The organism is Priestia sp. LL-8 (assembly GCF_036227845.1).
Taxonomy (GTDB): domain Bacteria; phylum Bacillota; class Bacilli; order Bacillales; family Bacillaceae_H; genus Priestia; species Priestia zanthoxyli.
The window spans coordinates 1,993,358-2,008,232 of sequence record NZ_JAZAQH010000001.1 but is presented as its reverse complement, the minus strand read 5'-3'; the positions used below and the strand labels follow the sequence as shown (position 1 = coordinate 2,008,232).

15 protein-coding genes are annotated in these 14,875 nt (G+C 37.7%); 2 read left to right on the top strand and 13 right to left on the bottom strand.

What is annotated here, in order from left to right; genetic code table 11:
* The first annotated feature begins 68 nt into the window (after window positions 1–68).
* Window positions 69–614 carry a DUF4825 domain-containing protein gene (locus tag U9R83_RS10150; RefSeq protein ID WP_226701201.1) on the top strand — a complete coding sequence of 182 codons (546 nt, stop codon included), beginning with the start codon at window positions 69–71 and terminating at the stop codon, window positions 612–614.
* 20 nt (window positions 615–634) lie between these two features.
* On the opposite strand, the gene U9R83_RS10145 is transcribed toward U9R83_RS10150, so the two are convergent.
* The 11 genes from U9R83_RS10145 to U9R83_RS10095 form a co-directional block, all read right to left on the bottom strand.
* Entirely contained in the window at window positions 635–1,537 is a 903-nt protein-coding gene (locus U9R83_RS10145) for a GNAT family N-acetyltransferase (RefSeq protein WP_328575220.1), read from the bottom strand.
* Window positions 1,538–1,686: 149 nt separating this feature from the next.
* The gene (gene fucP, locus U9R83_RS10140) at window positions 1,687–3,036 is read right to left on the bottom strand and encodes an L-fucose:H+ symporter permease (RefSeq protein WP_328575219.1); all 1,350 of its coding nucleotides are present in this window, start codon (window positions 3,034–3,036) and stop codon (window positions 1,687–1,689) included.
* A gap of 88 nt (window positions 3,037–3,124) precedes the next feature.
* Window positions 3,125–3,850: a glucosamine-6-phosphate deaminase gene (gene nagB / locus U9R83_RS10135; RefSeq protein ID WP_042992535.1), complete on the bottom strand. Its 726-nt coding sequence runs from the start codon at window positions 3,848–3,850 to the stop codon at window positions 3,125–3,127.
* Between the two features lie 107 nt (window positions 3,851–3,957).
* Complete coding sequence (locus tag U9R83_RS10130) at window positions 3,958–4,917, bottom strand: shikimate dehydrogenase family protein (RefSeq protein ID WP_014460381.1); 960 nt, start codon at window positions 4,915–4,917, stop codon at window positions 3,958–3,960.
* Window positions 4,918–4,936: 19 nt separating this feature from the next.
* Window positions 4,937–5,890, bottom strand: a complete 954-nt coding sequence (locus tag U9R83_RS10125; RefSeq protein WP_014460382.1) for a phosphotriesterase family protein — start codon at window positions 5,888–5,890, stop codon at window positions 4,937–4,939.
* Window positions 5,890–6,552: a bifunctional 4-hydroxy-2-oxoglutarate aldolase/2-dehydro-3-deoxy-phosphogluconate aldolase gene (locus tag U9R83_RS10120; protein WP_014460383.1), complete on the bottom strand. Its 663-nt coding sequence runs from the start codon at window positions 6,550–6,552 to the stop codon at window positions 5,890–5,892. Before U9R83_RS10120 ends, U9R83_RS10125 begins: the two co-directional genes overlap by 1 nt.
* Window positions 6,536–7,501: a phosphoglycerate dehydrogenase gene (locus U9R83_RS10115; RefSeq protein ID WP_014460384.1), complete on the bottom strand. Its 966-nt coding sequence runs from the start codon at window positions 7,499–7,501 to the stop codon at window positions 6,536–6,538. The genes U9R83_RS10120 and U9R83_RS10115 overlap by 17 nt, the downstream gene beginning before the upstream one ends.
* A gap of 19 nt (window positions 7,502–7,520) precedes the next feature.
* Window positions 7,521–8,105, bottom strand: coding sequence for a glucose-6-phosphate isomerase (locus U9R83_RS10110; RefSeq protein ID WP_014460385.1), 585 nt, complete (start codon window positions 8,103–8,105; stop codon window positions 7,521–7,523).
* Between the two features lie 22 nt (window positions 8,106–8,127).
* Window positions 8,128–9,636, bottom strand: coding sequence for a xylulokinase (gene xylB, locus U9R83_RS10105; protein WP_014460386.1), 1,509 nt, complete (start codon window positions 9,634–9,636; stop codon window positions 8,128–8,130).
* Window positions 9,637–9,743: 107 nt separating this feature from the next.
* The gene (locus tag U9R83_RS10100; protein ID WP_014460387.1) at window positions 9,744–10,502 is read right to left on the bottom strand and encodes a GntR family transcriptional regulator; all 759 of its coding nucleotides are present in this window, start codon (window positions 10,500–10,502) and stop codon (window positions 9,744–9,746) included.
* 237 nt (window positions 10,503–10,739) lie between these two features.
* Window positions 10,740–12,599, bottom strand: a complete 1,860-nt coding sequence (locus U9R83_RS10095; protein ID WP_014460388.1) for an N-acetylmuramoyl-L-alanine amidase — start codon at window positions 12,597–12,599, stop codon at window positions 10,740–10,742.
* Window positions 12,600–13,070: 471 nt separating this feature from the next.
* On the opposite strand from U9R83_RS10095, the gene U9R83_RS10090 reads away from it, so the two are divergent.
* A complete protein-coding gene (locus tag U9R83_RS10090) occupies window positions 13,071–13,451 on the top strand; it encodes a plasmid mobilization protein (protein WP_013056777.1) in 381 nt (126 codons plus the stop codon).
* Window positions 13,452–13,507: 56 nt separating this feature from the next.
* On the opposite strand, the gene U9R83_RS10085 is transcribed toward U9R83_RS10090, so the two are convergent.
* Both U9R83_RS10085 and U9R83_RS10080 read right to left on the bottom strand, forming a co-directional pair.
* Window positions 13,508–13,687: a hypothetical protein gene (locus tag U9R83_RS10085; protein ID WP_025752091.1), complete on the bottom strand. Its 180-nt coding sequence runs from the start codon at window positions 13,685–13,687 to the stop codon at window positions 13,508–13,510.
* Window positions 13,688–13,784: 97 nt separating this feature from the next.
* Complete coding sequence (locus U9R83_RS10080) at window positions 13,785–14,786, bottom strand: N-acetylmuramoyl-L-alanine amidase family protein (RefSeq protein WP_328575218.1); 1,002 nt, start codon at window positions 14,784–14,786, stop codon at window positions 13,785–13,787.
* Between the last annotated feature and the right edge of the window lie 89 nt (window positions 14,787–14,875).

Below are 14,875 nucleotides of genomic sequence, written 5' to 3'. Positions count from 1 at the left end.
TTTGTATGAAACAAAATATATAGGTCTTTCGTCTTTACAAGTAGATATAAACAAAAGGAGTTACCATTATGAAAAAAATATATGCTTCTCTTACACTTTGCACAGTGCTCACTTGCCTATCAGGGTGTGCCTATGCGCCTCATAATAATCTGTCTGCCAAAAGAGTCTCTGCTTCTTCTATTCAACATACTTCTTCTTCAAAACATGAGGCTTCAGTAGAGGAAATTACAAATAAGCTTCCAGGACACGTTTATTTAAAAGGTATAACCTTTCAAGATACGCAAAAACCTTACTACTTAGCAATTAATTACGCTGCAATAAATAATCAGCATACGTTTGAAAAAAGCTGGACGTCTTTGAAAACTAAACGCATACTTTTACATAACGCAACCATCTTACTTTCTGCCGTACAAAATGCTGACAGCGTTCACTTTACTATTAATACGACTGTTCCTCAGACAATCACCATTACTCGAAAAGAGTTAACCGACTTCTACGGAAGAGATCTGGGGAATTATAATGACGTGAAACAAGTATGGAAAGAAAAATTCGAAGGACAGCAAGAAAAAATCGAGGAATTTTATGATGCACATCCAATTACGGAAATGCAGTAAAAGCGGCCCATGGCCGCTTTTTAAAGTTGTTTTTTCATAAACACCTGCTTAAGTTTGATTCTTTCATCTGTATATAAATCTTGGAAACCAAATGATTTTAACATTTTCACGAGTAAGCTATTTCTTTTTTCAGGTACATTATATGTATTGTAAGCAATTGGTCCATACATATTAAAAATGGTTGCTAATAAAAAGCCCAGAATGTCCTCTGAATTCGAGATATGTTCCTTAACGCTTCCTTGATAAAAAGTAACGGAATTCACGATCCCTATGGAAGAAAAATTCTTTTGAAATAACAGATAGCCCACTTCTTCGTTTTTTTCATTCAACGCAATAAACGATTCTCCATCACGAATACAGTCAAATTGATTTTTCCACGGAACGTCGTATGTATAAAAGGGTAGGTTCTGAATATCTTTTGCAAGTTTTCTCTTTAACGAATACGCAAGCTGATTCTTCTTTTTAAGTAAAGAAGCGGGAAAACTACCTCTATGCTTTAGAAATAAAAGCATATCTACAATTTCATATCCGTATTTCTGATAAAGGTGAATGGCTTTTTCATTGACTTTAAATGCTTCCAGACTGGCTTCTACTACTCCTTGCTGCTCGTATCTCTCAAGTGTAGCTTTTAGTAAGGCTTCTCCAATTCCCATTTTCCGGTAAGGTAAGACTACGCTTGTACCTCCATTCCAAGCATGTTTTTTTCCCTTGACCTTTTTTATTCCATTTAACATAATTCCAGCCGGTGTATTATTATAAAAAGCCATAAAAGAATGGTCGACAGATAGCTGATCGAAACCAAATCTACAAGTGAATTGATCTAGTGACATCTCAACCGGAATGTAATAATCTTCAAAACCCTTATTAAATGCTTCTAGCGCATCAGAAAAAGAACACTGACTTAAAGACTTAATTATAATCACAGGACATTCCTTCCTTTTTTAAAAAGATAGTAATAAATAATTAAAGTAAAAAAAGAAAACTGCTTCCAAAGCAGTTTTCTTTTTAACTTAAGGCAATTTACATTGTATTCGATGAAAAACGTAAAATTCCTTGTTTATAAAATCGATTTCTATTTAGCTGAATTAATTTGATCTTCATTCATTAGTTTTTTTACTTTCTCACGTTTGTTTACACCACTATAAAAATAGTATCCTACATAGATAAAACATGCCGTCGGAACTAAAAAAGCGAGTTGAAGCGACCCTGTTAAGTCTGATACAAGTCCTTGAACGGCAGGAATAACAGCTCCTCCTACAATAGCCATAACTAGAATAGCTCCCGCGACTTCCGTATGCTGTTTTTCTTCTACTATTTCTAAGGTTTCACTATAGATTGTTGCCCAACATGGACCAAAAAGCATGCTTACAGCAACAGCTGCATATACAGCCATCGTACTGGATGCAAACGACGTATACGCAAGTAAAAGCGTACCAATGATTGAATAGATAACTAACACTTTCTTGGCTGAAAAACGTGTCATCAATAGATTAGCTACAAATTTCCCAACAAAAAAAGCAATAAAACTATAGATCATGAAATTTGATGCGCTTCGCTCATTAATTTCAGAATTAAGGTCTAAGGCCAATCTGATGGTAAATGACCATACAGCTACCTGCATCCCTACGTATAGAAATTGGGCTATGATACCTTTACGAAAACGCGAATTCCCCCCTAAATACTTTAGCGTTTTTATCAATTCGCTTTTTTGCCCTACCTCGGTCTTCTCTATTTGAGCTTTACATGAAGGATATTTCGTTATAAGAAAAAGTACCAGTACGGCAATAAGAACTAAAATCATATATTTATAAGGCTGCAGCGTATGCTGTAACATTTTAAGGCCAAAGATATGTGCTTCTTCCGAGCTCATTTTAGCAAGCTGATTATCAAGACTTTCCCCTTCTTGAAAGATTAAATACTTACCAAGTACAATTCCTAAAAGAGATCCGATAGGTGTAAACGTCTGACTGATATTAAGGCGTAGCACTGCGGATTCCCTAGGTCCCATCATGGAGCTATACGTATTAGCTGATGTTTCAAGAAAACCTAAACCAATGGCGATTGCAAAAATTGCGCATAAAAACATAAAATAGGTAGCCATATGAGAAGCAGGAAAAAACAGTGAACAACCTATAATATAGAAGATTAGTCCTGTAATAACAGCAAGCTTATAATTTGTTTTTTTAATAATTAACGAAGCTGGAATAGCAATTAAAAAATATCCTCCGTAGAAAGCACTTTGCACAAAAGCCGTTGCAAAGTCGCTAAGAGTAAACACACTTTTAAACTGAGCAATTAAAATATCATTTAAACTCGCGGCTGCTCCCCAAAGTGGGAAAAGAATAGAAAGTAAAATAAATTGAAAGATAGGCGTTCGATTAAGATACCCATTAGGCATTTGAACTAAATTTTTATGTTTCATTGTAAAGCCTCCCTATTATCACTCATCATTTCTTTACAAATCCACTTGCTTCTGTGTTCACCTATGCTGTTAAAATACTCCTTGACATCTAAAGTAACGAGGCTGCTTCTTTGTCTACAATAACTGTGACGTTAGGATGTAACTGAAGAAGAGAAGAGGGACATCTTGTTGTAATATGTCCATGGAACGTTTGATAAACAGCCTCTGCTTTTTCATGACCACTGGCGATAAAGATAATGTGTCTTGCTTTTAAAATGTCTCCTACTCCCATTGCTATTGCTTTTTTAGGGACATCTTCTATATTTGAAAAAAATCTAGCGTTGTCTCGTATCGTTTCTTTGGTTAACTTAGCAATATGTGTAGCCCCATGCAAGTAATCTTGAGGCTCGTTGAAACCAATGTGCCCATTCCTTCCAACTCCCAATATCTGTACGTCAATCCCGTTGGCTTTTATTAATTTCTCATTGTATTCTTTCACTGCTTGATCTTCGTTCTCAAATATACCTAAAGGAATATGCACCTGCTCTGCTTTGATATTTACGTACTTTAAAAAATTTTCCCATGTATAGTACGTGTAACTTTGGAAATGCTCTGGCTCCAAACCGATGTATTCATCTAAATTGAATGTTGTTACATTTGAAAAATCTACTTTTCCTTCCTCGTATAACTGAATTAAATTTTTATACGTGCCTAGAGGCGTTCCTCCGGTGGAAAGGCCCAATACTAACTCTGGATTCCCCTTTATACATTTAGCCGTTTCAACAGCTGCCATGTAACTCATTTCCTCATAATTTTCTGTGCGTATAATCTTCATAAGAGGCACACCCTTCACCTTTTTGTAGTCTTTTTTGTTAACGCTTTCATTTTTGGTTATCTCTGTTTTATGTAAGTGAAGAGGAGAAACATTTCCTCCTCACTCCCTTATTTCCCACTTACTTTTGATTGATTAAACTCACTTGAAATTCTTTCAATTTCAGTAAATTGCTCATTGTTTAGTTGAATTTGGAACACTTCTGATATTACCTGAGTCCATCCATGTATGAAATAAATCCATCCGTCTTCAACATATAATGACTGCGTATCTTTTTGCGACAGTGCTTGATGCATAAACAACAAATCCCCTCGATAATTCAGTTCCCACACAAGACTATTGTGAGGAAATAGCGCCTCGTTGCTTAGCGGAGAGCCTGGTCGATCTTTTCCAAGCCCTGTTGCATTAATGACTAGAGAATAGGGCTTCAGTTTAGATAACACTTTATCATTTTTAGATGGCTCGTCTATTGTAAGATACTGAATAGGTACATCCGTAGACATTTCCGAGATAATTTTCTGCATTGAATCTAACCTCGGTTGACTTCGGTTTGTCACATAGATAGCAGACGGCATGCCATTACGTTTTGCATCGTGGATCAGGTTTGAAGCAATAGCAATGGCACTTCCGCCAGCTCCCATAATAAGGACATCCCCCTTATGTTTGTTCCAATAATCTTTTGGAAGAAAACCCTCCATGGCTAACCCGCTAGAGATATGATCCTTAGCATGTCCAATCAGCTTTCCGTCTCTTTTGGAAATACTTGATAACTCTCCAAATAACAGCGCATAAGGATCAAGCTCATCGAACAGGTCTTTTGCCGCATGATATAAATCAATTTTGTGTGTTGTGACCAATGCCCCCAGCGACAGAGGATCATTCTTTAAAAAAGTTACCACTTCACGGTACACTTCACGGTTTGCATGAATATCAATATCAATTCCTTTAATCTCCGCATCGATACAAAGAGATTTAGCCCATAAAGGAAATAGCTTCATGATAGAGGATTGTCCTGTTGTAACGCCAATAAAATAAAAGGTTGGTTTGGTTGCATTTACTAGATTTAACATAGTGTCCTCCTTGATTTTTCTAAACGCTTAAAGCTGCGAGCGGATTATCCAGAACTAAGGTACTAATGGTTTTATCTGAAATCCCACTTACTTTCAACTTTGGAATAAAGGTTTTAGTTAAGTAATCAATTCCTATTTCTCCCCCATATGCTTGCAGCCTCGCTCTGGTTGTATCCAGGCTAATTAAAAGAGATTCTTGAAAGCCGCTATTCAACATGTGGTGAATTAACTCAATTTCTTGATCGTCGCTGTGATATTTAAACCGTCCAATCGTATCGTACTCAAGGTAGACACCCGTTGCTGCTACTTCTTTATGCAACCCGTAGTCATGATGAGTACGATCGAGATGACAAAGAATTATTTTTTTAGCTGCTACCTGTTTATCCGTCAAAAATTGAATAATTTCAAACGGATCGGATTCTTTTTCAATATGAACCATAATAGGAACGTTTGTTAAAAGCGACGCTTCGGCAGCTGCCTCAAACTTCATTTGATAATAGGGAGTTAACCCCTTTTTATCGACGGCTGTTTTAATTAGCCCTGCCTTTGCATCAACTTTTTTAGTAGGCCTCTCTATTCCATTACCTACATACATTCCTTTTTGGATTTCAGAAACAAAAAGCGCTGTAAGGATTTCTGCTGATTCATTATGGATCCAATGATCTCGCCAATAGAACATGGATTTATGAAATCCTGTCGAAGCAACAATATGAACACCTGTTCGTTTAGAGACTCGTATCAGGTCCATTGCCATGCGCCCCGCGCCGATCGGCTGTGCGTCCACTACAAGAGAGCGCGCAGGCAGTTTCTTTACTTCACTTACTGTAACATCGACATTATCAATGCATAAATCTGAATTAGTACTCGCTGCATAACCTTTTTCAAGCATAAGGTGCTCATGCGGTTGAACATGTATGATTTCGTTTGAATCCACAAAGCCTAAAACAGTTTGTATACAACTTGAATTTTTCATTATCCAATACCGCTAAGCGTCAATTTAGCCTGTTGCGCTTTACGCATCAATAAAGAGGCATATTCACGAATTTTTTGGGAGTCAAGCGAATCCCCACCTGCTTTTGTTAAATTAGATCCTACCCCTACAGCGATTGCTCCCGCTTGAATCCAGTGCTCAATATTTGTTTCGTTAACGCCTCCAGTAGGCATAATATTAGCTTGAGGCAAAGGCCCTTTTACATTTTTAATATGAGCCGTTCCTGCTAAGTCTGCTGGGAATAATTTAAGGATTTCGCACCCTGCTTTAAGCGCAGTAACCATTTCTGTCATTGTAAAAGTTCCGGGCATAACAAGAGCTTGATATTGATGGCTTACCGCAATAATGTCCATGTCCAAGTGAGGAGTCACAACAAAATCTGCTCCTGCTTGAAGGGCACTAACCGCCGAATGAACATCCATGACGGTCCCCATTCCTATGTAAACGGACTGAGAGGCACATTCACTTTTTAATTGACGTAATACGTCAATTGCATTTGGAACCGTCATCGTTAGTTCGATTGCCTGTATTCCGCCATCAATTGCAGCTCTAGCTGTCGTTAACACTTCCGCTTCTGTACCTCGTAAAACTGCCACAACACTACTTTTACAAATACCATTCATAACTTCACGTTTGCGTGACATGCTGGTTCCCTCCTTGCCCTTTTGAAATTTCTTGCTGAAAAAATTTAATAACGCTATGCGTTGACTGCAATGTCATACGCTCGATTGCCTCTTTACTGGCCGCTGCATTATGAGGGGTTAAAACAGCATTATCTAACTCTAGCAAAGGAGAATCTGTAGGAGGCTCAACGGAAAATACATCAATGCCCGCTCCTAGTATTTTTTCTTCTTTTAAAATATGAAAAAGATCAGTTTCATTTATGATTCCGCCTCTTGCGGTATTGATGAGAATTGCCTCTTTCTTCATCTTCTTCATCATTTGATAGTTTAAAAGGTTTGTTGTTTCAGGCAAAAGTGGCATATGAACAGATACAACATCACTTTGTGTTAACAACTCATCTATGTGAACGTAGGTTGCACCATATTCAGCGGCTGCTTGTTCATCTTGAAAAACGTCATAGACAAGTATATTCATTTGAAACCCTATAGCACGGCGAGCAACAGCTTTTCCTATTGCACCAAAGCCTAGAATACCTAGCGTTTTCCCATAAAGTTCGACCCCTACGTTTTTTGTCCACTGTCCTTTTCTAAGCCTTTGAGAAGATAATGAAATTTTTCTGGCCACAGACAGCATTAAACCAAATGCGTAGTCTGCAACAGCTTCGTTATTCACAGCGGGGGTATTCGTTACAATAATTCCTTTTTTTTCTGCATATTCTTTAGGTATATTGTCGATGCCAGCTCCATATTTTGCTATAATTTTAAGCTGCGGAGCATGGTTTAAAATTTCTTCGCTAAGATGATCAGTTCCTATAATTAAAGCTTGGACATCTTGTATAAGGTCTATAAATCTCAGCTCGGAAATGGGCCCCACCTCTCTTATGACCTCAACTCCCACTTCACGCCATTTATTCATAATGTCTTCTGTAAACATTCCATATGATCGAGGTGTAATTAATACTTTAAGCATTTGATTTTCTCCTCTTTTTTTATTTTGCTACTTGCATATAGCGAGGGTTTTCAATGTAGGTTGGCTTATCATTTTTTTCAACTAACGCTTTTACAAATCCTTCTGTTTCAATACCTCCATAATCGTGGCCTGCATCGCCTGGATAAGCTGCAAAAAATATAAAAGGTTCATCTCCCGTGTTAACCGTGCGGTGAGCCCATTCTGGTGCCACATATGCCACTGTTCCCGGCACCATTTCTAGACTAGAAAACTCTCCATCTTTTGTTTGCATTAGCAGCTCGCCTTTTCCTTTAAGGCAAAAATAAATTTCGGCTCTATCTAACACTTCATGATAATGTCCCTTGGTCATAAAATACTCTTTTCCTACTTTTCCTGGATACAAAATAGTTACGCAATGCTGAATGTGAGGCATTGTCTCTGGAACTACTACGTTATAAACCTCGTAAATAAGTGGATTTTTCTCCAGTTGATTTTTAAATGCTCCATCGTCTAAGTACATGCCTTTCATATCTGATAAATGTCGAATAATGACTTTTCCTTCTGGGTTTAATTTACCTGTTTTAAAATCTAATTGTGTGGCAAAAGGTTGAAATAATGTACTCATTTATCATGCATCTCCTCTATTTTTAATTAAAAACTTTTAGCTTTTGATAAACTGGCTTTAGCTGTTCATACGTTTCATTAAATATGGAAAAAAACTCTTGATACTGTTCTTGAATATCTGGCTGCGGATGGTGAATACCCACTCTCTTCACCCATTTTTTAGCCTCTTTAAAATTATCTAAGATTCCTACTCCAACGGCTCCAGCCATCGCTGCCCCCATGGATGTTGCTTCATCTAAATAGCTAGGTACATACACATCAAGCCCGTAGATATCAGCTAAAATTTGACGCCATAAGGTACTTTTTGCTCCCCCGCCTAACACCCACATACAGTCAATTGGTGCTCCTTCTTTTTGAAAAGTATCAAGTACAATTTTCAAGTTATATGCTACTCCTTCCATGACGGAACGAGCGATGTCTCCTCTCGTGTGAGTAATGGACAAACCAGCAAAAACTCCCCTAGCATCTGGATTCCACCTTGGTGAGCGTTCTCCCATTAAGTAAGGTAAATAAATCAGCCCTTTTGAAGTGGGGGGTGATTGCTCTGCTTCACTATTCATAAGTTCATAGCTTTTGTTGGAATTTTGATAGAGCAACTCTGTAATCCATTGCATAGATCCTCCACCGCACTGCATTGTTCCATTGGGAGAATATTTAGTAGAATCAAGGTGAACCCATGTATACGTTTTCATTTCAGGGTCAAAAATAGGCTTGTTTGATGCGGTTGCAATCCATGAAGAAGAACCAATGTAATTAAAAGCTTCTCCTTCATCCATAACGCCCACGCCGGCTGCTGCACAAACTCCATCGCCTCCTCCTATTACAACAGGGGTTCCTTGAAGTAAGCCTGTTTCGGCTGCTGCCTTAGCTGTTACTGCTCCTACTACGTCAGTGGAAGCATACAAATCTGGAAAAAGCTCCGGCTCAATTCTCCATGTATTTAAAATTTCATGAGACCATACTTTATTTACTAAATCAAAACAGTTAGTTCCGCATGCATCTGAATAATCGGTTGCAAATATACCTGTTAGTTTATAAACAAGGTAATCTTTCGCTTGTAAGATTTTATATGCTTTTTTAAAGCGTTCCGGCTCATTTTCCTTGACCCATTTAATCTTTGCTCCAGAGTATGATGAGCTAATGCGGTGTCCTGTGATTTCATAAACACTTTTCATACCTATTTCATTCTCAAACCGCCGAGCCTGATCGGCCGCCCGCATATCTGCCCATATAATGGCATTACCAAGAGGAGTTCCCTCTCGATCTACAAGCAAGCAGCCGAGCATTTGCCCGCTGAAACTCACGGTAGAAATTTCTTCGCGTTTCACTCCACTTTGCTCAAGCAAAATTTTTGTTGTTTCACAAACGGCTTCCCACCAGTCCGATGGGTTTTGTTCAGCCCATCCAGCTTTAGGATAGAAGGTTTTATATTTATAGAGCGTACTATTAGCCAACGTTCCGTCAGCCTTGTATAAAGTTGCTTTATTTCCCGTTGTTCCGATATCATGAGCAATAATATACCCATTACTCATACCCATCCCTCCTTCAATCGCTCATAGACTGAATTCATTATCTTGTAATGATGTAATTACCAGTTAGTGCAGAGAAATGAACAAGTTAAAAAACTCGTTCAGCTTTCTTATATTCTTTCGTATTTTACCTCTACTGTAAACTTGTTTAAATCTCCACGGTAACGCCCTATAGAATACTCAAAAGGCTGAGAATCTTTTTGAAAAGCCGTTGTTTTTGTAATTTGAACAGCAGACATCAGAGGAATATTTAAAGCGCCAGCGTCCTCACTCGTAGCATTAACAGCCTCTATTACACGCTTAGCATGACTGATATGAAATCCATATTTTAATTCAAGCGTCTTGTACAAAGACTGAACCTCTAAATCTTCATCAAGCAGACCCGATGCAAGAGATGCTGGAATATAGGTCGTTACAAGGACGTATGGATCTTCCTCAATATACCTTAGTCGATCAATTCGGTAAAAAAACTGATATTTATCTCCAAAAATCTCTTGAAGAGTGGACGTTTTTTCAACAATCTCTTTGTTTAACACTTTTGTTTCAAAGGAAAGTCCTTTACGCTCCATTTCATCTCCAAAACTACTCAAACTTTCTAAAAACATTTGGTCAATCTTCTTTGGTGCAACGAAGGTTCCTCTACCGTGCTCCCTTCTCAAAAAACCTTCAGCAACCAGTTCATTTAAAGCCTGCCTTACAGGTGTTCTACTTATCCCATAAGTATCAATTAGTTCTCGTTCAGAAGGAATTAATTCATCTGGCTTATAAATTCCTTTTTCAATTTTTTCTTTAAGTACTTCTTTCAGCTGAAAGTATAGAGGCAAAGGTCTATTTTTTTCTACCACTATTTTATTCGTATTGTCTATCACAATGCACCTCTTCTAAAATTTATTTCTTTTCTCCATTGTAAGACAAATGAATTAAAAAATAAATTTTATTTACACTTACAACTCATAATGATGTAATTACCAGTTGAATAATCTTATTAAATCACTATAAGGAAATTCTGTCAATAAAATTCTGAATTTTTTATAATATTTTATTTAAAAAAGAAAGAGACATACCGTTTAAACACCCTGTCTCTTCCTTTCTTTTAACAGTCTATTCTATTGTTTTTTAACCTCTACATCCGAAGCTTTCACAAACGCATAGCGGTGATTAAAATAAATTTGATAATATTCGTCTTTTCCAGCAATCATTTTGTGATCGTTTGGATTTGTTGTAAAAGTTGGTGCATAGTAATAGTCACTCCTTACTTTTTCTACCCCCACGTACACCTGGTCTGGAGAGATTGTGTACTGAAGTGGCACCATGTCTTTAACTGGTATATTAGAAGGATAGACTGAAGCTTCAGGAAAAGCTCCTCCATACACTTGAATGCTTTCTTTTCCTGGTTTTGGCGTTAATAATATGCCTGTACCTTTACTTGTATTTTTATTATGCGGATTGTAAAACCAGGCTTTTTGCCCTCCGTACCAAATCGCTGTCCATTCTCCTTTTGTCTCAGCTACTGCATACGTTTGGCCAGTTACAGCTTTGCTTCCCCAGTCTAACGTTTGTTTTGTTCCCGGCCCTGAAGCTGCAGGCTCATTAAGTAGCGGTGAATCATTGCTCGGAGCTTGATGCAAATACACAAAGTTGGCCGGCTGCTTTGGTGCATCTGATACCTCAGGCTGATTGTTTTGAAAGACGGGATTAATCGTAACGGCTAGTTTGTTTGTGTGCTGGCGCTCGACTGGGCTTCCTACTAAATCCATATAGTGTCCCCAATCCCAAAACGGTCCGGGATCTGAATGCATACCTGATTGAGCCTTAGGAGACAAACCTGGCACCTCGTCATGACCAATAATGTGTGCTCGGTCTAACGGAATATTATATTCTTTGGCAAGGTGGCGTACGAGTCTTGCTGAAGAACGATACATTTCTTCTGTAAACCACGTAGATCCTTCAAGGGCGAATCCTTCATGTTCGATTCCAATACTGTGCGTATTAAAATACCAGTTTCCTGCGTGCCATGCTACGTCTTTGTTATGGATCATCTGTGCGATGTGACCATCACTTGAACGGATTACATAGTTTGCAGCGGCTCTATTAGGGTTAGCAAACAAATCAATCGTTCCATCATAACTTACTTCTGTATCATGAATAACAATATAGCGAACATCTGATTTTTGACGATTCGCAATATCATAGTTTCCGTAATCTGAAGGACTTTCGCTGAATTTCCCGTAAAATGCAGGGATGTATTCACATTTTAAAGATGCGGGACAATCCGCTTTATTCGTATTGGAATTTTCAGTGCGAGGAATCGATATATCTATGTTTTGAGGAGAAATTTTAAGATGCTGTCCATCTGAAGTTGTAAGCTCTGCTCCTTTTTCCAACGTTTCATATACATCATCGGCAAATACTTGAGCGTTTTCTTTATCCTGAGAAGAACTGTAAGCTGCGACTGCTTCGTACCATTTTTGATCAGTGGACGGTACGTTTCCATTTTTGTCTTTTGCAATAAAAGCTAGCACAGCAGCGCCACCGCGAATATTTTGTACAGGATCTTTTTTTAATCTTTCTTTATCTGATTTAAGCAGCTTAGCAGCTAAGGAGAGCGTTTGCTGTTTGTCATATGCTGGCTTTGAAGGCGCAGCTCCATTTCCTTTTCCATCTTCTAAAGAAGGGATGTCTGTTAAATGCATCAGGCCGTATCCCCCGGCTGCGCTGGGTTTTCCATTATGACTTTCCCAGCGCGACTTGTTGTAGGAAATTGCTTTTAAAAGCGAAGCTGGCACATCAAATTCTTTAGATGCTTGTGCAAATGCTAGCTCCAAAGAATCCGACTGATTCTCTGCAGCCTGAGCGACTAGAGGCGCTTGTAGCATATGAATAGGCGTATAACCTGTACACATAACCCCAGCCGTAAGCATGGCTATCCCTATCTTGTTTAGTTTTAATCGTTTTTTTAGTTTCAAACGTATTCCTCCCCCGTAAAATATGTAAATGAGGTAAATAAAGACATAATATGACTTTACCTCGTTCTCAACCATTTCGTCTTCTTTCTTTCTATTCCCTTGAGACAATAGTCTAAAAGATTCGACAGAGTTACTAGGAGGAAAGATGTGGTAGGAGGAAAAAATGATAAAACCATCCCTCTTTTTTAAAGCTGAGCTCTCAAAAATGGTTGAGTACAAAGGCGGTACATTCATCCCTTTTGCTGCCTTTTTAATAAAGCAGCAATATTGTAGATAATGACATTCTTTCTATAATTCAACTATTACTAAACCAAATTTCTTAATTTACCAGTTTTTTAACAGACTGTACGTTCGACATTTTAGTAACTTTTCACCATAGTTAACCATGGGAAAGGTTGCTATTATTAAAGACAAGAGAATGTTTACATATGATTGAACGCAGCAAGAACTGCTCTTGAAAGGAGATACCTTATGAGAGGACACAGCATTCCAGCAATTAAGTTGAATGAAGAAGAAAAAGAAAAATTAGAGGAACTTATTGAACACTATAATTTAAAACGAACGTCTCTCATTCGAAAATTTATTATGGATGGAAAAGTTAAGCCGCCTTTAATCGGCAAAGAAGCAGGTGTGGAACTATTAGTTAACCTGCGAAAAATTGAGTCTGAGCTAAGCCGGCTAAGCAATAATATGCATCAAATCGCAAAGTATTTACATAAACCAAAAGATAAGCAAAATCATTCACAGAACCTTGAAGAAATCCTGTTAGAAATGATGAAAAAACAAAAACATGTGCAAGAAGATGTAGAAACTATTTCAGAGCAGCTTAGCGATCATTTATACGTTAAATAGAGAAAAAACGCTCTTTTCATTTCAAAAAAGAGCGTTTTTTACAAAGAAGTAGGGATTTAAATACTTTTTTTCATGCCGCACTTTGCGCATGTACGAATAAAAATAAAGTCTTTTACTAAGCTTTTAAATTTTACATGTCCGCAGTTGTCGCATCTGCCTGCAACTTTATCCGGAAACTCCTCATATACATATACTTTTGTTAAATCAATCGCTTCTTGTTGCTCTTCCATTTCCATCACACCTTTATGCATCTTTACGATTCAGCTCTTTATATTCTATCAAAAATAAGTAAAATTACTAGGGTGAAAGCTTCAAAAAAACAAGCAGGTTTTTTCACGATGTTTTTATCCGTTCAGCTTTGTACCACCATTTTTCTCTATCTAAAAATGCTTTTACATTCAATATTTTTTTATCGTAAAGTGTAAAGATGGCTACCGCAGCTCCTTCTTTAGAAAAGGTTACCGCTGTTTCTAACTTTTCTTCCCTCACAAACAATTTTAATGCTTCCAAATTTTCTTTTGTTAATTCCGCAGTTGTGATAGTTTCTCCTTCAATGATTGTATCTTTTTTTTCAATAAAATGTTCTCCATCAATTATCCAGGCTGCATGCGTTTCACTATAAACTTGAAAGAGGGTATTCTTTTTTAAATAACCTGTTCTCTCTGACATATTTGCATACTTATACGTCTCAGTATCCTGGGTTGTTTTTATCCATAAAGGTTTATATAAAAAAGTAGGCTTTGGGAACCCTTCCTCGTCAGAATCTCTCACGGGATTTGTAGATTTAGGCTCCAAGTTTAAAAACTGCGCAACCCCTTTTGCATATGCCACCCCCATATCTTTTAGAAATTGAGGATTTTTTAAGAGCTTTGCATCGTGTTCTGTATCAATAAACCCAATTTCAGTTAATACAGACGGCATATATGAACGCCTTAACACACTATGATTAGCCAATTTTCTGCCTCGGTTAGAGTGATTGTATTTATCGAGAACTAATTTTGCGTGATCATGAATATCGTTTCGGAACACAATGGTTTGGTTATTTATATTCTTACTATAAATAAAATCTTCATATCCCGTTTCTCCACCTGAATTTATATGAATAGATAAGTATACATCAGCCCCCCACGCATTGGCTTTGTTAGCCCGTTCATTTAATGACAGAAACACATCGGTTGTACGCGTTGTACAAAGAGAAAACCCTTGATAGTGAGTAGAAAGAAAAGAGATAATGTGCTGCTGAACAGCTAACACTACGTCTTTTTCATATAACCCGTTGGCTACAGCCCCTAGATCTGCCCCTCCGTGACCTGCATCTAAATAAATTTTTTTCATATAACCCGTCTCCTCCTTATTCTTAGCATATGCATGAATAAGCGAAGACGTTTGTTATACAAAACTACTTTTATGTATAAAGCTTTTTG

Bases quoted from the DNA above. Each gene is read 5' to 3' on its own strand.
- U9R83_RS10115 (WP_014460384.1), bottom strand. From the start codon at position 7,501: ATGCTTAAAGTATTAATTACACCTCGATCATATGGAATGTTTACAGAA.
- U9R83_RS10090 (WP_013056777.1), top strand. From the start codon at position 13,071: ATGAGAGGACACAGCATTCCAGCAATTAAGTTGAATGAAGAAGAAAAA.
- U9R83_RS10150 (WP_226701201.1), top strand. From the start codon at position 69: ATGAAAAAAATATATGCTTCTCTTACACTTTGCACAGTGCTCACTTGC.
- U9R83_RS10085 (WP_025752091.1), bottom strand. From the start codon at position 13,687: ATGGAAATGGAAGAGCAACAAGAAGCGATTGATTTAACAAAAGTATAT.
- U9R83_RS10080 (WP_328575218.1), bottom strand. From the start codon at position 14,786: ATGAAAAAAATTTATTTAGATGCAGGTCACGGAGGGGCAGATCTAGGG.
- nagB (WP_042992535.1), bottom strand. From the start codon at position 3,850: ATGAAGATTATACGCACAGAAAATTATGAGGAAATGAGTTACATGGCA.
- U9R83_RS10125 (WP_014460382.1), bottom strand. From the start codon at position 5,890: ATGAAAAATTCAAGTTGTATACAAACTGTTTTAGGCTTTGTGGATTCA.
- U9R83_RS10110 (WP_014460385.1), bottom strand. From the start codon at position 8,105: ATGAGTACATTATTTCAACCTTTTGCCACACAATTAGATTTTAAAACA.
- xylB (WP_014460386.1), bottom strand. From the start codon at position 9,636: ATGAGTAATGGGTATATTATTGCTCATGATATCGGAACAACGGGAAAT.
- U9R83_RS10120 (WP_014460383.1), bottom strand. From the start codon at position 6,552: ATGTCACGCAAACGTGAAGTTATGAATGGTATTTGTAAAAGTAGTGTT.
- fucP (WP_328575219.1), bottom strand. From the start codon at position 3,036: ATGAAACATAAAAATTTAGTTCAAATGCCTAATGGGTATCTTAATCGA.
- U9R83_RS10130 (WP_014460381.1), bottom strand. From the start codon at position 4,917: ATGTTAAATCTAGTAAATGCAACCAAACCAACCTTTTATTTTATTGGC.